The sequence below is a fragment of the Bacteroides sp. An269 genome (assembly GCF_002159755.1).
GTDB classification, from domain to species: domain Bacteria; phylum Bacteroidota; class Bacteroidia; order Bacteroidales; family Bacteroidaceae; genus Phocaeicola; species Phocaeicola intestinalis.
In genome coordinates this window covers 1-20,091 of the sequence record NZ_NFJG01000083.1, presented here as the reverse complement: position 1 = coordinate 20,091, position 20,091 = coordinate 1, and the positions used below count along the sequence as shown (strand labels likewise).

The window sequence follows — 20,091 nt, the reverse complement described above, 5'->3', positions numbered from 1 at the left end:
AAGGACTGAAAGAAGGAGAAAAAATCGGTATTGAAAAAGGAGCAAAGAAAAAAGCAATTGAAATGGTACAAAGCCTGAAGGCTAAAGGAGTTGCAATCAGCATAATTGCTGAATGCAGCGGATTGTCCGAAGAGGAAATCAACAGCCTGTAGGTTAGTTTGTAAGTTTTTTAGTTCTTGAGTTTTTAAGTTCGTAAGTTCTTGAGTTAAACATCAAAGGAACTCAAAAACTTAAAAACTCAAAACTTAAACTCACATCCGGCTCCGCTGCTCCTGTCCGGCACCTGTACCTTTGTACTTACTCTTCGAAGTATAGCTGAGCGAAAGTTCCGCCTTTCCCACAGGCATTGCAAGCGAAAAGGAAGGGAACACATTGTCGTACGTACGGCTTTGTTCATCGATACGGACACCGTTTTCGTAGTAATCAGAAACCAAGTGCTCATAACGTACACCTGACCGAAACGGCGGGCATATTCCACGAAAGCCGAAACGGCATCTTCGCGGATATTGCTATGGTCATCGTTGAGGATGCCTTGCTCATTGACATAATTATTGATGCGGTCGGTATAAGTATATTCACCTCCAAACGAAAGATTGCCCTGCCACAACGGACGGCTCACCACCAGCTTGGCGGCATAAAGGGTATTCTCGTCCTTGTTATAACTGGTGACACGCTACTCCTGTGCATCCTCACCCGCCAAGGTATATCTTTTGCTCATATCCTGCAACATCTTCCGGTACGACCAAAGCCCGTCGGCATTGAAGTCGATATTCCAGTCGCCCACCTGCCCGTTATAGTAAACATTCAACGAATGGCTGGTTCCGGGACGGTTCTGCCAGCCTGTGCTGACATTCTCCTCATAAAGTACTTCATCTTGGGTCACCTCGGCGTATGAATCAATGTTCCACATATACCGGGGTTTGCGGTCGAACTCGTAACACATACCCAGCGAATGATTTTCGTCCAACTGGTAATTGAGCGAAAGCATGGCGATCAAATCCTGGTCGTGCCCCGGGGACGCAAAGCGTTCGACTGCCTCCACACCTTATCAAGAAAGATCTCAGTCACCACGTCTTGTCGTCCCCTCCGCGCGTATTCGCTCCATACAGCATTCCCCTAAATCGAACTTATCCTTACGGTAATTGAAATTGAACTGGTCGAGCACCATCCAGCCATACTTGTAATAAGTGGAAAAGCGGTTATCGAAACCGAATCCTTCGCCCTGCGATTTTCGGGTATAGATACGCACCACGGCTTTCACCGTCGCATCATAACGTGCACCGGGATTGCGCACCACCTCCACTCGCTTCACATTATCCGAAGAAAGCTGGTCCAGCTCCGAAGCATTGCGCATCTTGCGCCCGTTGATATAGATTTCCGCTCACCCGCTCCAAAGACATTTACCGTACCTTCTTCTGCCGACACTCCCGGAAGTTTGTTCAACAAGTCATTGCCTGTGCCTGCCTTCTCCAAGATGGTGTTTTGCACATTCGTTACCTGTGCATCGCCTTTCAACTGTATTTTGGGCAAATCACCCTTTACCACCACTTCGCCTAATAGCTGGGCATCGGGCATCAATCGAATGGTTCCCAAGTCCGGTTTCTCTACCTTATTATATATGGTAGTATAACCGATAGAGGAAACACGGAGCAACAAGTCGTTTTGATTTGCCTTTAAAGTAAAACTTCCACTTTCATCACTTACCGTTCCCGTCACGAAAGCGGAATCAGGAAGGGATAACAATACTACATTGGCATACGAAAGAGATTGGTCCTTCTCGTCCATCACCTTGCCCGAATGAACGGACTGCGCATAGCAGCATAGCACAAGGCTGAAGAACGCAACCAAGCTAAGCAATCGTTTCATATTGCTATTCCGTTTAATTACTTGTATTTGGCGTGCGAAAATACAAAACTTCTGCATTTTGCCAAACAATTTGTAGAAGCAAAAACTTTTTCCCCGTTACAATTGTAACGCTGGGCAATTGTAACGCTGTATGCCCTACCTGTGAAAGTATATGCACAGCTTCACGCATATACTTTCGCGAGGCTGTGCAACGATATGTATGCGTACCTGCATTGACTATTTGCCGAATCATATAAATTGCTCCACTTGGTATCTCCGGCATCCTTCATCCCCAACTCGCATGGAATCAAGTAGGAAGAAAACGAAGTAGTTTTCTTTAGGGCTCATTGGGGACTTGCACCCGTTAGCTAATACTCATGCCGAGCGTACTACCAAAAAAGCTCCCTACCCCTTAACGGGCGGGAGCTTTCTATGATAAACACCAAAGAGATAATGATTATTCTACTTCGTTATAGTCGAGCACATTTTTCTTGTTGGCAAGGATACGGTCGTATTCTTCTTTCGAACCTACAATAATCTTATCGAACTCGCGCTGTCCGGTACCTGCAGGAATCAAGTGACCGCAAATCACATTTTCCTTCATACCTTCCAGACGGTCTACCTTACCATTGATAGCAGCTTCGTTGAGCACCTTCGTCGTTTCCTGGAAGGATGCAGCCGACATGAAGCTGGAAGTCTGCAATGCGGCACGGGTAATACCTTGCAGAATCTGTGTAGAAGTCGCAGGAATAGCATCACGTACCTCTACCAATTTCAAGTCACGGCGTTTCAGCATACTGTTCTCGTCACGTAACTTACGTGCCGTAACAATCTGCCCCGGCTGGAGATTCTGCGAATCACCTGCGTCAACCACAACTTTCTTGCCCCAGATACGGTCGTTTTCTTCATTGAACTCCAGACGGTCTACCACCTGTTGTTCCAAGAAGCGAGTATCGCCCGGCTCGTCAATCTGTACCTTACGCATCATCTGGCGTACGATAATCTCAAAGTGCTTGTCGTTAATCTTCACACCCTGCAGACGGTACACATCCTGGATTTCATTAACGATGTATTCCTGTACAGCCGTAGGTCCCTTGATAGCCAAGATGTCGGCAGGCGTAATGGCACCATCGGACAACGGTGTACCAGCACGTACATAGTCATTTTCCTGTACCAGAATCTGCTTAGACAATGCAACAAGGTACTTCTTTACATCACCCGTCTTCGAAGTCACAATAATTTCACGGTTACCACGTTTAATCTTACCCATCGTCACCTCACCGTCGATTTCGGATACTACGGCAGGATTGGACGGGTTACGTGCTTCGAACAACTCAGTCACACGAGGCAAACCACCGGTGATATCACCCGCCTTACCTACGGCACGCGGAATCTTCACCAAGATATCACCTGCCTTCACGGTCTGTTTGTCTTCTACAACCACGTGACCACCTACCGGCAAGTTATAAGTACGGATTTCGTTGCCATTCTCATCGGTAATATGCAACGAAGGTATCTTGTTTTTATCTTTCGATTCAGTAATGATGATTTCACGCAAACCGGTAGCTTCATCGGATTCCACTTTATAAGTCACGTTTTCGATAACCGACTCGAAAGCAATCTTACCTGAAACCTCGGTTACGATTACAGCGTTGAACGGGTCCCACTTCGCAATCAGCTTGCCCTTTTCTACCACTTCGCCATCCGAAGCATACAACTTAGAACCGTAAGGTACATTGTGGGTAGACAAGACAATGCCTGTATTAACATCGATAAACCGGACTTCGGCCAACCGACCTACAACAATCTTCACAGGTTCGCCAGTTTCTTCTACTGCATCTACAGTACGCAATTCTTCAAATTCCAGACGTGCGTCATTCTTTGCTACAATACTTGCATTTGCTGCCATATTGCCTGCGATACCTCCGGCATGGAAGGTACGCAAAGTCAACTGAGTACCCGGTTCACCAATAGACTGTGCTGCAATGACACCCACTGCTTCACCTTTCTGTACCATACGGCTGGTAGCCAAATTACGTCCGTAACATTTTGCACAAACACCTTTCTTCGATTCGCACGTCAATACCGAACGGATTTCCACGCTTTCTATCGGAGAGTTTTCGATTTCCTCGGCAATACTTTCGGTAATCTCTTCGCCCGAAGCTACAATCAGCTTTCCGGTAGTAGGATGAATCACATCGTGTACAGACACACGTCCCAAGATGCGTTCGTACAGCGTAGCGATAACTTCATCGTTGTTCTTCAATGCCGTACAAACCAGACCACGCAAGGTACCGCAGTCTTCTTCATTGATAATCACATCGTGTGACACGTCAACCAAACGACGGGTCAAATATCCGGCATCGGCTGTCTTCAAGGCTGTATCGGCAAGACCTTTACGGGCACCGTGGGTAGAAATAAAGTATTCCAACACCGAAAGACCTTCCTTAAAGTTCGAAAGAATCGGGTTTTCGATAATCTGTGCGCCTTCGGCACCTGCCTTCTGCGGCTTCGCCATCAAACCACGCATACCAGACAACTGACGGATCTGTTCCTTAGAACCACGGGCACCGGAATCCAACATCATAAATACAGAGTTGAAACCTTGGTCATCGTTCTTAATGGTCTTATACAAGATATCTGATAAATCACTATTTACGTGAGTCCATGTATCGATAACCTGATTATAACGCTCGTTATCGGTAATGAAACCCATATTATAGTTCATCGTGATTTGTTCAATTTCTTCATTACCGCGTTTTACAAGTTCTTCTTTTTCCTTCGGAATGATGATATCGCCCAAGTTAAACGACAAACCTCCCTCAAATGCTTTCTGGTAACCCAGGTTCTTGATGCCATCCAGGAAGTCACAGGCACGTGCCACACCGACCTTCTTGATAACATCGCTGATGATGTCGCGCAAGGATTTTTTCGAAATAATGGTATTCAGATAACCGCATTCGTCCGGAACCAACTCATTGACAATGACACGGCCGACAGAAGTTTCCTTAATCATCTTCTTAACAATGTTGCCATTCTCGTCAAGGTCGTTTGCCACCACACTGATGATAGCATGAATGTCTACCTTTCCTTCATTATAAGCAATCATCGCTTCTTCCGGACCGTAGAAAATCAATCCTTCACCTTTAGCTCCCTTACGGAGTTTAGTAATATAATAGAGTCCCAATACCATATCCTGTGCAGGCACGGTAATAGGCGCCCCATTGGCAGGATTCAAGATATTATGCGATTGAAGCATCAATAGTTGGGCTTCCAATACAGCTTCGTTACTTAAAGGCAAATGAACAGCCATCTGGTCACCGTCAAAGTCAGCATTGAATGCCGTACAAGCCAATGGATGCAACTGAATAGCCTTACCTTCAATCATCTTCGGCTGGAATGCCTGAATACCCAGACGGTGCAATGTCGGTGCACGGTTCAATAGTACCGGATGACCTTTCATTACATGCTCAAGGATATCCCAAATCACCGCTTCCTTACGGTCGACAATCTTCTTTGCCGATTTCACGGTCTTGACTATACCACGTTCAATCAACTTACGGATAATAAACGGCTTGTACAATTCGGCAGCCATCAACTTGGGAATACCGCATTCACCCATTTTCAACTCCGGTCCTACAACAATAACCGAACGTGCTGAATAATCGACACGTTTACCCAACAAGTTCTGACGGAAACGTCCTTGCTTACCTTTCAAGCTATCAGACAAAGATTTCAACGGACGGTTCGAATCGGTTTTCACCGCACTTGATTTACGTGAATTATCAAACAACGAGTCGACCGCCTCCTGTAACATACGTTTCTCATTACGCAAAATCACTTCAGGCGCCTTGATTTCAATCAATCGTTTCAAACGGTTGTTACGGATAATCACACGACGATACAAATCGTTCAAATCGGAAGTTGCAAAACGTCCACCATCCAGCGGAACCAACGGACGAAGTTCGGGCGGGATAACCGGCACAATACGCACAATCATCCATTCCGGCTTATTGCGTCCACGAGAAGCACGGAAAGACTCAACTACCTGCAAACGCTTCAACGCTTCATTCTTGCGCTGTTGTGAAGAGTCATTGTTGGCTTTATGACGCAACTCGTATGAAAGCGCATCCAAATCCAAACGAATCAGCAAATCATAGATTGCTTCCGCACCCATCTTGGCGATGAACTTGTTCGGATCGGTATCTTCCAGGTATTGGTTGTCCTTCGGAAGCGTATCCATGATGTCAAGATATTCTTCTTCAGACAACAAATCATATTGATTAACACCGTCTTCAGCTTTTACACCCGGCTGAATAACGATATAACGTTCGTAATAAATTACAGCATCCAGTTTTTTGGTAGGCAAACCTAACAAATAACCTATCTTATTGGGCAAAGAACGGAAATACCAGATATGCGCTACAGGAACTACCAGCTGTATGTGCCCGCTACGTTCACGGCGCACTTTCTTTTCTGTCACCTCCACACCGCATCGGTCGCACACGATTCCTTTATAACGGATACGTTTGTATTTACCGCAATGGCATTCGTAGTCTTTTACCGGACCGAAAATACGTTCGCAAAACAAACCGTCACGTTCCGGCTTATAAGTACGGTAATTGATAGTTTCGGGCTTAAGCACTTCACCGTACGAATTTTCCAAGATTTCTTCGGGTGATGCCAGTCCAATCGTAATTTTGGAGAAATTACTTTTTACCTTAGTATCTTTTCTAAAAGCCATACTTTCTTAATTTCAAAATTAACTATTATTCCAATGTAATACTCAAGCAAAGACCTCTCAGCTCATGCAACAACACATTCAAAGACTCAGGGATACCCGGAGTAGGCATCGGCTCGCCTTTTACGATTGCTTCATATGCTTTCGAACGTCCTACTACATCATCCGACTTAATGGTCAGAATCTCCTGAAGGACATGAGCCGCACCGAATGCCTCAATTGCCCAAACCTCCATTTCTCCGAAACGCTGACCACCAAACTGTGCTTTACCACCAAGCGGCTGTTGAGTAATCAAAGAGTACGGACCGATAGAACGCGCATGCATCTTGTCTTCTACCATGTGACCTAATTTCAACATATATGTCACACCGACTGTAGCAGGCTGGTCGAACTGTTCTCCTGTACCACCATCATACAAATATGTCTTGCAATAACGCGGCAGGCCTGCCTTATCCGTCCATTTATCCAAATCGTCCAATGTCGCGCCGTCAAAGATAGGAGTAGCGAACTTCACGCCCAACTCTTTACCGGCACGTCCCAGTACAGCTTCGAAAATCTGACCGATGTTCATACGAGAAGGCACACCCAACGGGTTCAATACGATATCTACCGGCGTACCATCTGCCAGGAACGGCATATCTTCCTGACGGACTACACGCGATACAATACCTTTGTTACCGTGACGACCTGCCATCTTATCACCCACACCAATCTTACGTTTCTTTGCAATATATACTTTTGCCATTTGGATAATACCCGAAGGAAGTTCATCACCGATAGTCAAAGCAAACTTCTTACGCTTCAACTCGGCATCAAGTTCTTTATATTTCTTCAGATAATTCATTACCAAATCGCGAATCATATCGTTCTTATGAGCATCTGCCGTCCACTTGCTTAACTGGACAACCGTATAGTCCAAAGATTCCAAATCATGCTTGGTAAACTTCGCACCTTTGGCAATTACTTCTGTACCCAAATAGTCTTTCACACCCTGTGAAACTTTCTCGTCTGTCAATACCAACAGCTTCTCTATAAGAATTTCTTTCAGAGCTGCAGCCTTTTCTTCAAACTCTTCATTCAATTTTGGAAGAATCTGCTTGTCAGCATTCTTCTCACTACGAGTCTTAATAACACGAGAATACAATTTCTTGTCAATGACTACTCCACGCAATGAAGGAGAAGCTTTCAGTGAAGCATCTTTCACATCACCGGCCTTATCACCGAAAATAGCACGCAACAGTTTTTCTTCCGGCGACGGATCCGATTCACCTTTCGGAGTAATCTTACCAATCAGGATATCACCCGGTTCAATACGGGCACCGATACGTACGATACCATTTTCATCCAAGTCTTTAGTAGCTTCCTCACTTACGTTCGGAATATCCGAAGTCAGTTCCTCCATGCCTCGTTTTGTTTCACGCACTTCCAGGATATATTCATCCACATGCACAGAAGTAAGAATATCTTCGCGCACCATGCGTTCATTCAATACGATAGCATCCTCATAGTTGTATCCCTTCCACGGCATATAAGCCACCAGCAAGTTCTTGCCTAAAGCCAACTCGCCATTTGCCGTAGAATATCCTTCCGTTAAGATATCGCCTTTCTTCACACGCTGTCCTTTGCTACATATCGGACGCAAGTCAATAGTCATGCTTTGGTTGGTCTTACGGAATTTCGGAATACGATATTCTTTCAATGCCGGTTCGAAGCTTACAAATTCTTCATCCTCGGTACGGTCATATAATACACGAATAGTAGTAGCATCTACAAACTCAATGACTCCATCTCCTTCAGCCGCAATCTGTGTACGAGAATCTTCGCACAGCTGCTTTTCGATACCTGTACCTACAATCGGAGCCTCTGTACGCAACAAAGGCACAGCCTGGCGCATCATGTTCGATCCCATCAATGCACGGTTTGCGTCATCGTGTTCCAAGAAAGGAATCAACGAAGCAGCAATAGAGGCAATCTGCTGTGGAGAAACGTCCATCAATTCCACCTGATCGGGAGTTACCACCGGATAATCTGCATCCCGACGCGCTTTTACCTTATCACGGATAAATGTTCCGTCATCATTCAACGGCGCATTACCCTGTGCGATAATCTTATCTTCTTCTTCTTCGGCAGACAAATATTCGATACCTTCCGGTGAAAGGTCTACTTTGCTATCAGCTACCTTGCGATACGGAGTTACAATAAATCCAAGGTCGTTAATCTTCGCATATACACAAAGAGAAGAAATCAAACCGATATTCGGTCCTTCAGGAGTCTCAATAGGACACAAACGACCATAATGAGTATAATGTACGTCACGCACTTCAAATCCGGCACGGTCGCGCGACAAACCACCAGGACCTAATGCCGACAGACGACGCTTATGAGTAATTTCAGCCAGCGGGTTGGTCTGATCCATAAACTGTGACAATGCATTCGTACCAAAGAACGAATTGATTACAGACGAAATTGTCTTCGCATTGATCAAGTCTATCGGAGTAAACACTTCATTATCGCGCACATTCATACGTTCACGAATCGTACGAGACATACGAGCCAAACCGATGGCAAACTGATTGGACAATTGTTCGCCTACCGTACGTACACGACGGTTACTTAAATGGTCGATATCATCCACATCAGCTTTCGAGTTAATCAATTCTATCAAATACTTGATAATCTCGATAATATCTTGTTTTGTCAAAACCTTGACATCCATCGGCGTATCCAAATTCAACTTCTTGTTGATTCGGTAACGGCCGACTTCACCTAAATCATAACGCTTTTCCGAGAAGAACAAATTATTGATTACTTCACGTGCACTCGCATCATCCGCAGGGTCAGCATTACGCAACTGACGATAAATATACAACACCGCTTCCTTTTCCGAATTACTCGGGTCCTTCTGCAATGTATTGAAGATGATGGAATAATCAGAAGCATTCGCTTCCTCGTTATGAATCAGAATATTCTGAACACCCGATTCCAATATCAAATCAATATGCTCAGGTTCAATAATCGTTTCACGGTCGATAACGACTTCGTTACGTTCAATAGAAACTACTTCACCAGTGTCTTCATCTACAAAGTCTTCCGTCCATGTCTTCAATACACGCGCTGCCAACTTACGTCCGATTATTTTCTTCAGATTGGCCTTGTTCACCTTTATGTCTTCGGCGAGATTAAATATTTCAAGAATGTCTTTGTCATTCTCAAATCCAACAGCGCGCAACAGCGTGGTAACTGGTAATTTCTTTTTACGGTCGATGTAAGCATACATGACATTATTAATGTCTGTTGCAAATTCAATCCATGAACCTTTAAATGGAATAATACGGGCAGAATAAAGTTTAGTCCCGTTGGCATGGATACTTTGACCGAAGAACACACCTGGAGAACGATGCAACTGAGAAACAACCACACGTTCAGCTCCATTGATAACAAAAGTCCCTTTAGGAGTCATATAGGGAATAGGACCTAAATACACATCCTGAATAACGGTGTCAAAGTCTTCATGATCGGGATCGGTACAATAGAGCTTCAACTTCGCCTTCAAAGGAACACTATAAGTCAGCCCACGCTCCAAACATTCATCAATCGAATAGTGAGGCGGGTCGATATAATAATCGAGAAACTCTAATACGAAATTGTTACGCGTATCCGCAATGGGGAAATTTTCAGCAAAAACTTTATACAAGCCGTCGTTCTTGCGTTTCTCGGGCGGTGTATTCAACTGCAAAAAGTCTTGAAATGACTTCAACTGAACTTCCAAGAAATCCGGATACTTCATCGGATTCTTGATTGAAGCAAAATTAATTCGTTGGTTATTTGTATTAGAAGACATCTGTATGGAGTTAATTTATTAATTTCAGGAGTAAAACCTGTGTAGACGCAAAAAGGTTAAGAATCCTCCTATGAGGATTCTTAACCGAAATACCTGTTAAACAGGCAAATATTATTTGAGTTCAACTTCAGCTCCAGCAGCTTCCAAAGTTTTCTTCAATGATTCAGCTTCGTCTTTAGCCAAACCTTCTTTTACAGTGCTAGGAGCTCCGTCAACCAAGTCTTTTGCTTCTTTCAGACCCAGGCCACAAGCTTCTTTCACTGCTTTAACTACCTGCAATTTAGCAGCACCTGCGCTCTTCAAAACTACATCGAATGAAGTTTTTTCTTCAGCTGCAGCAGCAGCACCAGCAGCAGGACCAGCAGCAACAGCTACAGCAGCTGCAGCAGGTTCAATACCATATTCTTCTTTAAGGATAGTTGCAAGTTCATTAACTTCTTTTACTGTCAAGTTAACTAATTGTTCTGCAAAAGCTTTCAAATCTGCCATTTTTGTATGAATTTAATTGTTTGTTACTAATTGAAAAATATTAAAGTTGTTATTCGGGACGTTCTGCAAGCGTCTGAAGAACGCCGTGAATGGTGTTTCCACCTGATTGAAGAGCAGAAATAACATTCTTCGCAGGCGATTGCAACAAAGCAATAATATCTGCAATGACTTCGTTCTTGCTCTTGATAGTTGCCAAAGCATCGAGTTGTTCTGCTCCTACATAGAAACCTTCTTCTGCATATGCAGCTTTCAATGAAGGAACACCGTCTTTGTATTCTTTCAACAATTTTGCCGGGACATTGGCAACCTCAGTAAACATGACTGCCGTAGTACCCTTCAAAGAATCGAATAACGGTGAATAATCAACATCTTCCATGCTCAGCAAAGCCTTGTGAAGCAAAGAATTCTTCACAACAACCATCTTAATACCGGCCTTATAGCACTTTCTACGCAAATCACTGGTAGCAGCAGCATCCATAGCTGTAGTATCTACCAGGTAGAAATGTCCATATTGCTTTACGGTATCAGCTAATTGACCTATAATTACGCCTTTATCTTCCTTTCTCATGACTCCTCCTTAGTTTATTGTATTTCATCTACTGATTTCGGGTCGATTTTAATACCCTTACTCATAGTACTTGAAAGATAAATACTCTTGATATAAGTACCCTTAGCTGCTGCCGGTTTCAATTTGATGATAGTAGCGATAAATTCTTTCGCATTTTCACGGATTTGGTCAGAAGTGAAAGAAATCTTGCCGATAGAAGTATGAACGATACCGCTCTTGTCTACCTTAAAGTCAATCTTACCTTGCTTAACCTCCTTAACAGCCTTAGCTACATCCATAGTCACAGTTCCGCTCTTCGGATTCGGCATCAATCCACGAGGACCAAGTACACGACCGAGAGCACCGATCTTACCCATGATAGAAGGCATTGTGATGATTACATCAACATCTGTCCATCCACCTTTGATCTTTTCAATATATTCATCAAGACCAACATAGTCAGCGCCAGCTTCTTTAGCAGCAGCTTCAGCATCCGGCGTACACAATACAAGCACACGAACCTGTTTACCTGTCCCATGAGGCAAAGATACAACACCTCTTACCATCTGGTTAGCTTTACGAGGATCCACACCTAAACGTACGTCGATATCAACTGAAGAATCAAATTTGGTGAAAGTAATTTCTTTTACCAGTTCCGAAGCTTCTTTCAGTGAGTATGCTTTCCCTGCTTCAATTTTTTCTGCAGCCAACTTTTGATTTTTTGTCAGTTTACCCATTATTAATTGAAGTTTATTTGTTATTTACCCGGGAAGTCACCTTTTACAGCGATACCCATACTTCTAGCTGTTCCTGCTACCATAGTCATGGCAGCCTCAATAGTAAAGCAGTTCAAGTCAACCAACTTATCCTGAGCAATTGTACGAATCTGATCCCAAGTCAATTCAGCGACTTTCTTACGATTCGGCTCAGCAGAACCACTCTTAATCTTCGCAGCCTCAAGCAGCTGAATAGCCACAGGAGGAGTTTTGATTACGAAGTCAAAAGACTTGTCTGTGTAGTAGGTAATAATAACAGGCAATACCTTACCTGCCTTGTCCTGGGTCCTGGCGTTGAATTGCTTGCAAAACTCCATAATGTTGATACCCTTCGAACCCAAGGCAGGTCCAACGGGAGGTGATGGATTTGCAGCGCCTCCTTTAATCTGTAATTTGATTAGTCCAGCAACTTCTTTAGCCATTTTCTTAGTTTTTAATATAAATGATTAACGAATAGAATAACGACACGTAACAAGATGTCTTATTCCTTTTCCACATCCGTAAAGCCCAACTCAAGCGGAGTCTTCCGCCCGAATATTTTGACCATCACTTTCAATTTCCGCTTTTCCGTACTCACTTCTTCAATGACACCACTGAATCCGCTGAACGGTCCGACAGAAACCTTTACTGTTTCTCCTACAACATAAGGAATGTTTGTGTCCTCACTTGCCTCCTGCAGTTCATCCACCGTACCCAGTATCCGATTTACTTCCGATTGTCTTAATGGTACCGGATGATCCAGTCCTCCTAAGAAACCGATTACATTGGTAATGTTTCTCAAATGATGAGCCACTTCACCAACCAACGCAGCTTCTATCAAGACATAACCGGGAAGATAAGTCCGCTCTTTCACAATTTTCTTACCATTGCGAACCTGATAGACTTTCTCCGTAGGAATCAATACCTGAGATACGTATTCGCCAAGGTTCGTATTCCGCATTTCTGCTTCGATATACTCTTTCACCTTGGTTTCCTTACCACTCACGGCACGAAGTACGTACCATTTCTTTTCAACCTCAGACATTTTCTTCAACTGTTAATTAGTGCGGATAGATAACATCTTCCATAATGAACTGGAAGGCAGAATCCATAAGAAAAACAACGAGTGCAATAAGCAGGGAAGCATATAAAACAACTACTGCACTACTAGAAAGTTCTTTACGAGTAGGCCAAGATACTTTATGGACTAGTTCGTCGTAAGATTCTTTACAATAATTCGTTATCTTTTTAAACATAGTTTTCAAATTTAGCACGGGAAGAGAGACTCGAACTCCCGACACTCGGTTTTGGAGACCGATGCTCTACCAACTGAGCTATTCCCGTAAAAATAGTTCCCGAAAATGAATCCGGGAACTATCTATCTTAATTCAATGATTTCCTTTAATTAGTCAAGAATTTCAGTAATCTGACCTGCACCTACTGTACGTCCACCTTCACGGATAGCGAAACGCAAACCTACGTTCAATGCAACCGGGTAAATCAATTCTACAGTGATAGTTACGTTATCACCCGGCATTACCATGTCTGTTCCTTCCGGCAAAGTAATTTCACCTGTACAGTCCATAGTACGCAGATAGAACTGAGGACGATAGTGATTGTGGAACGGAGTGTGACGACCACCTTCTTCTTTCTTCAGGATATAAACCTCAGCTTTGAACTTAGAGTGAGCCTTAACCTGACCCGGGTGACACAAAATCATACCACGTTTGATTTCGTTCTTGTCGATACCACGGAGCAACAGACCTACGTTATCACCAGCTTCGCCTTCATCCAAGATCTTGCGGAACATTTCAACACCAGTTACAACTGATTTCTTATCTTCACCCAGACCCAAGATTTCAACTTCGTCACCTACTTTTACGCGACCAGCTTCAATACGTCCGGTAGCTACAGTACCACGACCTGTGATTGAGAATACGTCTTCAACCGGCATCAAGAACGGTTTATCAACATCACGCGGAGGCAGAGGAATCCAGTTGTCAACAGCTTCCATCAGTTCGATAACCTTGTCTTCCCATTCCTTCACGCCGTTCAATGCACCCAGTGCAGAACCACGGATGATAGGAGTATTGTCACCGTCGTAGTCATAGAATGACAGCAGTTCGCGCATTTCCATTTCTACCAGTTCCAACATTTCTTCGTCATCAACCATATCGCATTTGTTCAAGAATACAACCAAACGCGGAACGTTTACCTGACGAGCCAACAGGATGTGTTCACGAGTCTGAGGCATCGGACCATCAGTTGCAGCAACTACGATGATCGCACCATCCATCTGAGCAGCACCAGTTACCATGTTCTTCACATAGTCGGCGTGTCCCGGACAGTCTACGTGTGCATAGTGACGATTTGCAGTTTCATATTCTACGTGAGAAGTATTGATAGTAATACCACGTTCCTTTTCTTCCGGAGCGTTATCAATCTGATCGAAAGACTTGATTTCGTCAGCTTTAGTGAAACCTCTTTCTGCCAATACCTTAGTAATAGCAGCAGTCAAAGTTGTTTTTCCGTGGTCTACGTGACCAATCGTACCAATGTTCACATGGGGTTTGGTGCGTTCAAATTTCTCTTTAGCCATAGCTTTACTTATTTATTTTGATTAATAATCAGCTTTACATATTCGCGAGCTGTTACCGGGACTTGAACCCGGGACCTCTTCCTTACCAAGGAAGTGCTCTACCGCTGAGCTATAACAGCAAAAGAAGAAAAGAAGAGCGGAAGACGGGACTCAAACCCGCGACCCTCAGCTTGGAAGGCTAATGCTCTATCGACTGAGCTACTTCCGCAAAATCAGTGGGCAAAGATGGATTCGAACCACCGAAGGCGTAAGCCAGCAGATTTACAGTCTGCCCCATTTGGCCACTCTGGTATTTGCCCAACTTTCTTTCTTCTGAGCCTCTTGTCGGATTCGAACCAACGACCCCGAGATTACAAATCACGTGCTCTGGCCAACTGAGCTAAAGAGGCAAGATTAAACTTTGCAGCCACGCGGCTATCTATCGTGGCTTAGCGGCTGCAAAGTTAGATATATTTTTTGAATCACAAAACTTTTAGCGTGATTTTTTTATTTCCCTTGCTGTTTTTCTTTTACTTTCAGCAATTGCTTAGACAATGCATCCATGCATACGTCTATCGATTCTTCAAATGTATCACTTACTTTTTCTGCGTAAAACTCGGTATTCAGCGCCAATACGCGCACGCCAGCTTCCTTATTCATAGCTGTCTCCGGCTTTACCACCTTCAAAGACACCTCTACTTTCTTTATATTATCGCAAAATCTTTCAAGTTTCTCTGCTTTCTTCTGAATAAAAGCTTCCAGTCTCTCAGATGCATCGAAATGAATGGATTGAATTCTTACTTCCATAAAAACCTCCTTTTTTTTACGCTCTTGGATGAGCTTGTTCATAAACTTTTTTTAATTCTTCAAAAGTCGTATGCGTATAGACCTCGGTAGTGGTCAGGCTCTCATGTCCCAAAAGCTCCTTCACCGACTCCAGCCCTGCCTCATTATTCAGCATAGCCGTCGCAAATGAATGCCTCAGCACATGCGGGCTTCTTTTCTTCAACGTCACGACCTTCGACAAATCGCGTTTCACCAACAAATAAACAAGACTGGGATATAATGCTTTCCCTTCCTTACGGACGAAAAACGCCTCACATTCCCCGTGCCAATATTCTTCTCTTGCCGAAAGATAACGGAGCAGCCTTTCTTTCAAACCTTCCCCGAACGGGATAATACGCTGCTTATTCCTCTTTCCTGTCACTTTTATCTGGCATGCAGACAAATCCACATCCCCGTCTTTCAGACCTATCAGCTCCGCCTCGCGGATACCCGTTTCATAAAAGACTGCGATAACCGTCTTGTTGCGGACACTCTCGAAATCGTCACCCGGTTCCTCATCCAGCAACCTGTCCATATCAGCTTCTTTTACAAATACGGGAAGCGGTTTCTTCTTTTTCGGCCCCTGAACCTTCCGGATCGGATCTGCCGAAACCACATTCTCCCGCAACAGATAGCGATAAAACGACCGCAGCGCACTCAGCTTCCGGTTTACCGACGATGCCGAATACCCCTCATCCATCAATGAAACCATCCATCCACGGATAATGTCCGAATCGACAGCCGTAAAATCCAAAGCCTCATCCACCGCTTTGAAGTATGCTTCAAACTCCGAGAGGTCTGTACCATAGCTGACAATGGTCTTGTCAGAATAGTTTTTCTCGAACTGGAGATACCTCAGAAAAGATTCCTTCAACATAAAAATATCGCCTTTCTTGTTCTCAGCAACGAATTTATGAAAAAGAATTCAATTATTCAAAGATTTTTGCGGAATTATTCTTCTGTCTGATGCATTTTTTGAACGTAAATAGCACGTTCCATCTTCAATCTCTTCAATACAGACGGTTTGTCGTACTGCTGTCTGCGTCTCAATTCTTTTACAACACCTGTTTTCTCAAATTTTCTTTTAAATTTCTTCAGCGCTTTTTCAATGTTTTCGCCTTCTTTTACTGGTACTACAATCATGTTTTTAAAATTAAGATTATATTGTTATTAAATGTTGCGTAGTCAATTCGCGGCGCAAAATTACACATACTTTCTTTATTTACAAAACTTTCCACCATATTTTATTGTATATTCCACAGAAATCGTAACTTTGTTAACCGTTAAAACGAAAGCTACTGTATGGAAACAAGAATCACCGAACGAATAGCGTCTTTACGCGCTTTCATGCAAGAAAGAGGACTTTCTGCATTCATCATCCCAAGCACCGACCCGCATGCGGGCGAATACGTGCCTCAATACTGGGAGGCACGCAAGTGGATTTCCGGATTCACAGGTTCGGCAGGAACCGCTGTCATCACCTTATATAATAAAGGAGGACTCTGGACCGACTCGCGTTACTTTCTCCAGGCTGAAGAACAGTTGAAAGGCTCGGGCATCATTTTATTCAAAGACCGTCTGCCCGAAACTCCATCTATCCCCGACTGGCTGGGAAGTGTACTGAACCCGCACGACAAGGTGGGTATCGACGGATGGGTAAACAGCTATGGAGAAACAGAAGACTTACGCACTGCACTGGATACACATGGACTGGAACTGGTAGCAACCGATGACCCGTTCCGACTCATTTGGAAAAACCGCCCTGCCCTGCCCGGCAATCCCCTTTCTATTCTGCCACTCACTTATGCCGGAACGTCTGCATCCGACAAGCTAAGAACCATACGTGCCTGCATTGATGCAACTCCGGCCGACGGAATCCTCCTGTCCGCTCTTGACGAAATAGCCTGGACACTCAATCTGCGGGGAAATGACGTACATTGCAATCCGGTATTCATCAGCTACCTGCTCATCACCCGCCAAGATGCCACCTTATATATAATGAGTGAAAAACTTACCCCCGAACTGACCGCTTATCTCACCGAAAACGGTGTACAGGCAAAAGATTACGGAGAAATAGAAAACGACCTGCGGCATTTCACCGGCAAGAGCATCCAGCTTTCGCCCGAAACCAATTACGCACTATACCGTACGGCACAATCGGCTGCATCCGTCATCAGCCGTCCATCACCCGTCTGTATGTTGAAGGCCATCAAGAACGAAACCGAGATAGAGGGCTTCCATCAGGCAATGAAACGCGACGGAGTAGCAATGGTACGCTTCCTGATGTGGCTGAAGGAAGCCGTAAAGAGTGGAGCGGAAACCGAAATCAGTATTGATAAGAAACTATACGAATTCCGCTCGAAGCAAGACCTGTTCCAAGGCATCAGCTTCGATACCATCGCTGGCTACCAGGAACATGGAGCCATTGTCCATTACGAAGCCACCCCCGAAACAGCATCTACACTGAAGCCTGAAGGCTTGCTGCTCTTGGATAGCGGTGCACAATATACCGACGGCACAACCGACATAACCCGCACCATTGCCCTCGGACCGGTATCCGATGCACAACGCATCGATTACACCCTGGTGTTGAAAGGTTTCATCGCCTTGTCGCAAGCCGAATTTCCACAAGGCACATGTGGCACACAACTCGATGTACTCGCCCGCCAGTTTATGTGGAAAGCAGGTATCAATTACGGACACGGTACCGGACACGGAGTAGGACACTTCCTCAACGTTCACGAAGGCCCTCATCAAATCCGAATGAACCACGTCCCTGCCCTACTCCAACCCGGCATGACCCTCACCAACGAACCGGGCATTTACAAGTCTGGACGGTACGGTGTGCGCACCGAAAACACCATGCTCATCATCCCCAGCCAGACTACAGAGTTCGGTAAATTCTATAAGTTCGAACCATTGACACTCTGCCCGATAGACAAAGAGCCCATCCGCCCCGAAATGATGACAGCCGAGGAGAAAACATGGCTAAATGCCTATCATCAGAAAGTATATCAAGAACTTGCACCGCTGCTGGCACCCGAAGAGGCTGCATGGCTGGAAAATGCCACCTCTCCCCTCGCCTGAAGCATACAGATATTATCTTCAGAACCATATGCACATATTTGCACCAAGCGGTGCAGATATGTGCATCCGCCAAGGCAAATAAGTGCACCGCCGACAAGATTAATAATCTTCCGCGTGCAAGATTAATAATCTTACGGCTTGAAGATTATTAATCTTATCGCATATAGGCCGAAGTGCATCCGCCGGAGCAAAAGGCTGAAGAACCGCAAACAACCTTTTATCGCAACATTCAAACTTAAGAAAATATGGCTTTAATCAAATCAGTAAGAGGATTCACTCCCAAAATGGGAAGCAACTGTTTCCTTGCCGACAATGCCACGATTATCGGTGATGTAGTGATGGGAGACGATTGCAGCATCTGGTTCAATACCGTCCTGCGAGGAGATGTCAATAGCATCCGCATCGGAAACCGGGTAAACATTCAGGACGGAAGCGTCCTGCACACACTTTACGAGAAATCGACCGTAGAAATCGGCGATGATGTTTCTATCGGACATAACGTCACCCTGCACGGGGCATGTATCCACAACAAAGCACTCATCGGTATGGGCGCCACCCTGCTCGACCATGCCATAGTGGGCGAAGGTGCCATCGTAGCCGCCGGCGCTCTGGTACTTTCGAACACGATAATCGAACCATACACCCTTTGGGGAGGCGTTCCGGCAAAGTTCATCAAGAAAGTAAATCCTGCACAAAGCAAGGAATTAAACCAAAAGATAGCTAACGGATACCTGATGTATGCCTCGTGGTACAAATAAATGAAGAATGAGGAATGAAGAATCGCTGCGCCCGCATGGAATTCTTCATTCCTCATTCTTAATTCCTCAAAGCTTCCCAATCAATGCATCCACGTTTTCTTCTCGTGTCGCCCAGCTGGTAGCTATGCGCACCGCGGTATGCGTATCGTCTACTTTTTCCCAGACCTCGATACCGACCTGGGCAGAAAGGCGTGCCAATTGTTCGTTCTCCAATACCACGAAGAGTTGGTTGGTCTGCGGAGTAATCAGAAACCGGTATCCCCGTTCCTTCAGTGCCGATACAATCTTGTCCGCCATCACAATGGCATTGCGGGCAATCCGTTCGTATAATCCGTCGGTAAAGAGTGTATCAAACTGAAGTCCGAGTAAACGCCCTTTTGCCAACAATACCCCTCTTTGCTTGATAATGGAAGACAACTGGCGGATAGCACCCGGACGAGGCATCACCAAAGCCTCGCCAAACAAAGCACCCACCTTTGTACCACCAATGTAAAACACATCGCAAAGCGAAGCTATCGGGCAGAGTCAACCAGCGAGTGCAACATTACGAAATATTTTTGAAAAAGACCTCAGCCGGAGTCAAGAAATTGAGTTTTTCTCTCGGTCTGGCATTAATTTTCTTCCT

At 44.7% G+C, this 20,091-nt stretch carries 18 protein-coding genes, 5 tRNA genes and 1 pseudogene; 2 read left to right on the top strand and 22 right to left on the bottom strand.

The window, feature by feature from the left end:
- Positions 1-251: 251 nt before the first annotated feature.
- The 21 genes and pseudogenes from B5F71_RS13910 to rpsU all read right to left on the bottom strand — a co-directional run bounded on the left by B5F71_RS13910 (position 252) and on the right by rpsU (position 16,764).
- A pseudogene (locus B5F71_RS13910) lies at positions 252-619 on the bottom strand (outer membrane beta-barrel protein).
- Positions 620-673: 54 nt separating this feature from the next.
- Positions 674-1,042: a TonB-dependent receptor gene (locus tag B5F71_RS13905; RefSeq protein ID WP_022040825.1), complete on the bottom strand. Its 369-nt coding sequence runs from the start codon at positions 1,040-1,042 to the stop codon at positions 674-676.
- 18 nt (positions 1,043-1,060) lie between these two features.
- Positions 1,061-1,354: a hypothetical protein gene (locus B5F71_RS13900; protein WP_022040824.1), complete on the bottom strand. Its 294-nt coding sequence runs from the start codon at positions 1,352-1,354 to the stop codon at positions 1,061-1,063.
- The gene (locus B5F71_RS13895) at positions 1,309-1,866 is read right to left on the bottom strand and encodes a carboxypeptidase-like regulatory domain-containing protein (protein ID WP_158098098.1); all 558 of its coding nucleotides are present in this window, start codon (positions 1,864-1,866) and stop codon (positions 1,309-1,311) included. Before B5F71_RS13895 ends, B5F71_RS13900 begins: the two co-directional genes overlap by 46 nt.
- A 436-nt stretch (positions 1,867-2,302) precedes the next feature.
- Positions 2,303-6,589 carry a DNA-directed RNA polymerase subunit beta' gene (rpoC, locus tag B5F71_RS13890; RefSeq protein ID WP_087211345.1) on the bottom strand — a complete coding sequence of 1,429 codons (4,287 nt, stop codon included), beginning with the start codon at positions 6,587-6,589 and terminating at the stop codon, positions 2,303-2,305.
- A 25-nt stretch (positions 6,590-6,614) separates the two neighbouring features.
- A complete protein-coding gene (gene rpoB / locus B5F71_RS13885) occupies positions 6,615-10,427 on the bottom strand; it encodes a DNA-directed RNA polymerase subunit beta (RefSeq protein WP_022040821.1) in 3,813 nt (1,270 codons plus the stop codon).
- A 111-nt stretch (positions 10,428-10,538) separates the two neighbouring features.
- Positions 10,539-10,916 (bottom strand): 50S ribosomal protein L7/L12, encoded by a 378-nt coding sequence (gene rplL / locus B5F71_RS13880; RefSeq protein ID WP_022040820.1) that lies wholly within the window; start codon positions 10,914-10,916, stop codon positions 10,539-10,541.
- 49 nt (positions 10,917-10,965) lie between these two features.
- A complete protein-coding gene (gene rplJ, locus B5F71_RS13875) occupies positions 10,966-11,484 on the bottom strand; it encodes a 50S ribosomal protein L10 (RefSeq protein WP_022040819.1) in 519 nt (172 codons plus the stop codon).
- Between the two features lie 14 nt (positions 11,485-11,498).
- Positions 11,499-12,200 (bottom strand): 50S ribosomal protein L1, encoded by a 702-nt coding sequence (gene rplA / locus B5F71_RS13870; protein ID WP_087211342.1) that lies wholly within the window; start codon positions 12,198-12,200, stop codon positions 11,499-11,501.
- Positions 12,201-12,220: 20 nt separating this feature from the next.
- On the bottom strand, positions 12,221-12,661 hold the full coding sequence (gene rplK, locus B5F71_RS13865) for a 50S ribosomal protein L11 (protein ID WP_022040817.1): 441 nt from the start codon (positions 12,659-12,661) through the stop codon (positions 12,221-12,223).
- 59 nt (positions 12,662-12,720) lie between these two features.
- Entirely contained in the window at positions 12,721-13,263 is a 543-nt protein-coding gene (nusG, locus tag B5F71_RS13860) for a transcription termination/antitermination protein NusG (RefSeq protein WP_022040816.1), read from the bottom strand.
- A 16-nt stretch (positions 13,264-13,279) separates the two neighbouring features.
- Positions 13,280-13,474, bottom strand: a complete 195-nt coding sequence (secE, locus tag B5F71_RS13855; protein WP_022040815.1) for a preprotein translocase subunit SecE — start codon at positions 13,472-13,474, stop codon at positions 13,280-13,282.
- Between the two features lie 15 nt (positions 13,475-13,489).
- Positions 13,490-13,562: transfer RNA gene (locus B5F71_RS13850), tRNA-Trp, on the bottom strand.
- A 61-nt stretch (positions 13,563-13,623) separates the two neighbouring features.
- The gene (gene tuf, locus B5F71_RS13845) at positions 13,624-14,817 is read right to left on the bottom strand and encodes an elongation factor Tu (RefSeq protein ID WP_087211339.1); all 1,194 of its coding nucleotides are present in this window, start codon (positions 14,815-14,817) and stop codon (positions 13,624-13,626) included.
- A gap of 47 nt (positions 14,818-14,864) precedes the next feature.
- Positions 14,865-14,936, bottom strand: a tRNA-Thr gene (locus B5F71_RS13840).
- Positions 14,937-14,952: 16 nt separating this feature from the next.
- Positions 14,953-15,025: transfer RNA gene (locus B5F71_RS13835), tRNA-Gly, on the bottom strand.
- Between the two features lie 8 nt (positions 15,026-15,033).
- A tRNA-Tyr gene (locus B5F71_RS13830) sits at positions 15,034-15,116 on the bottom strand.
- A gap of 16 nt (positions 15,117-15,132) precedes the next feature.
- Positions 15,133-15,206, bottom strand: a tRNA-Thr gene (locus tag B5F71_RS13825).
- Positions 15,207-15,303: 97 nt separating this feature from the next.
- Positions 15,304-15,603: a ribosome-associated translation inhibitor RaiA gene (raiA, locus tag B5F71_RS13820; RefSeq protein WP_087211356.1), complete on the bottom strand. Its 300-nt coding sequence runs from the start codon at positions 15,601-15,603 to the stop codon at positions 15,304-15,306.
- Positions 15,604-15,619: 16 nt separating this feature from the next.
- The gene (locus tag B5F71_RS13815) at positions 15,620-16,498 is read right to left on the bottom strand and encodes a tyrosine-type recombinase/integrase (RefSeq protein ID WP_087211336.1); all 879 of its coding nucleotides are present in this window, start codon (positions 16,496-16,498) and stop codon (positions 15,620-15,622) included.
- A gap of 74 nt (positions 16,499-16,572) precedes the next feature.
- Positions 16,573-16,764 carry a 30S ribosomal protein S21 gene (gene rpsU, locus B5F71_RS13810; protein WP_087211334.1) on the bottom strand — a complete coding sequence of 64 codons (192 nt, stop codon included), beginning with the start codon at positions 16,762-16,764 and terminating at the stop codon, positions 16,573-16,575.
- A gap of 159 nt (positions 16,765-16,923) precedes the next feature.
- Here rpsU and B5F71_RS13805 point away from each other — a divergent pair, with 159 nt between their 5' ends.
- Positions 16,924-18,708, top strand: a complete 1,785-nt coding sequence (locus B5F71_RS13805) for an aminopeptidase P family protein (RefSeq protein WP_087211331.1) — start codon at positions 16,924-16,926, stop codon at positions 18,706-18,708.
- 245 nt (positions 18,709-18,953) lie between these two features.
- Positions 18,954-19,466, top strand: coding sequence for a gamma carbonic anhydrase family protein (locus tag B5F71_RS13800; RefSeq protein ID WP_022040137.1), 513 nt, complete (start codon positions 18,954-18,956; stop codon positions 19,464-19,466).
- Positions 19,467-19,532: 66 nt separating this feature from the next.
- Here the strand turns inward: B5F71_RS13800 and B5F71_RS13795 are convergent, their stop codons facing one another.
- Entirely contained in the window at positions 19,533-19,964 is a 432-nt protein-coding gene (locus B5F71_RS13795) for a hypothetical protein (protein WP_241148611.1), read from the bottom strand.
- Positions 19,965-20,091 lie beyond the last annotated feature (127 nt).

Excerpts from the sequence above, each read along its gene's own strand:
- B5F71_RS13900 (WP_022040824.1), bottom strand. The coding sequence starts at position 1,354 with ATGCGCAATGCTTCGGAGCTGGACCAGCTTTCTTCGGATAATGTGAAG.
- B5F71_RS13895 (WP_158098098.1), bottom strand. The coding sequence starts at position 1,866 with ATGAAACGATTGCTTAGCTTGGTTGCGTTCTTCAGCCTTGTGCTATGC.
- rpoC (WP_087211345.1), bottom strand. The coding sequence starts at position 6,589 with ATGGCTTTTAGAAAAGATACTAAGGTAAAAAGTAATTTCTCCAAAATT.
- rpoB (WP_022040821.1), bottom strand. The coding sequence starts at position 10,427 with ATGTCTTCTAATACAAATAACCAACGAATTAATTTTGCTTCAATCAAG.
- rplL (WP_022040820.1), bottom strand. The coding sequence starts at position 10,916 with ATGGCAGATTTGAAAGCTTTTGCAGAACAATTAGTTAACTTGACAGTA.
- rplJ (WP_022040819.1), bottom strand. The coding sequence starts at position 11,484 with ATGAGAAAGGAAGATAAAGGCGTAATTATAGGTCAATTAGCTGATACC.
- rplA (WP_087211342.1), bottom strand. The coding sequence starts at position 12,200 with ATGGGTAAACTGACAAAAAATCAAAAGTTGGCTGCAGAAAAAATTGAA.
- rplK (WP_022040817.1), bottom strand. The coding sequence starts at position 12,661 with ATGGCTAAAGAAGTTGCTGGACTAATCAAATTACAGATTAAAGGAGGC.
- nusG (WP_022040816.1), bottom strand. The coding sequence starts at position 13,263 with ATGTCTGAGGTTGAAAAGAAATGGTACGTACTTCGTGCCGTGAGTGGT.
- secE (WP_022040815.1), bottom strand. The coding sequence starts at position 13,474 with ATGTTTAAAAAGATAACGAATTATTGTAAAGAATCTTACGACGAACTA.
- tuf (WP_087211339.1), bottom strand. The coding sequence starts at position 14,817 with ATGGCTAAAGAGAAATTTGAACGCACCAAACCCCATGTGAACATTGGT.
- raiA (WP_087211356.1), bottom strand. The coding sequence starts at position 15,603 with ATGGAAGTAAGAATTCAATCCATTCATTTCGATGCATCTGAGAGACTG.
- B5F71_RS13815 (WP_087211336.1), bottom strand. The coding sequence starts at position 16,498 with ATGTTGAAGGAATCTTTTCTGAGGTATCTCCAGTTCGAGAAAAACTAT.
- rpsU (WP_087211334.1), bottom strand. The coding sequence starts at position 16,764 with ATGATTGTAGTACCAGTAAAAGAAGGCGAAAACATTGAAAAAGCGCTG.
- B5F71_RS13805 (WP_087211331.1), top strand. The coding sequence starts at position 16,924 with ATGGAAACAAGAATCACCGAACGAATAGCGTCTTTACGCGCTTTCATG.
- B5F71_RS13800 (WP_022040137.1), top strand. The coding sequence starts at position 18,954 with ATGGCTTTAATCAAATCAGTAAGAGGATTCACTCCCAAAATGGGAAGC.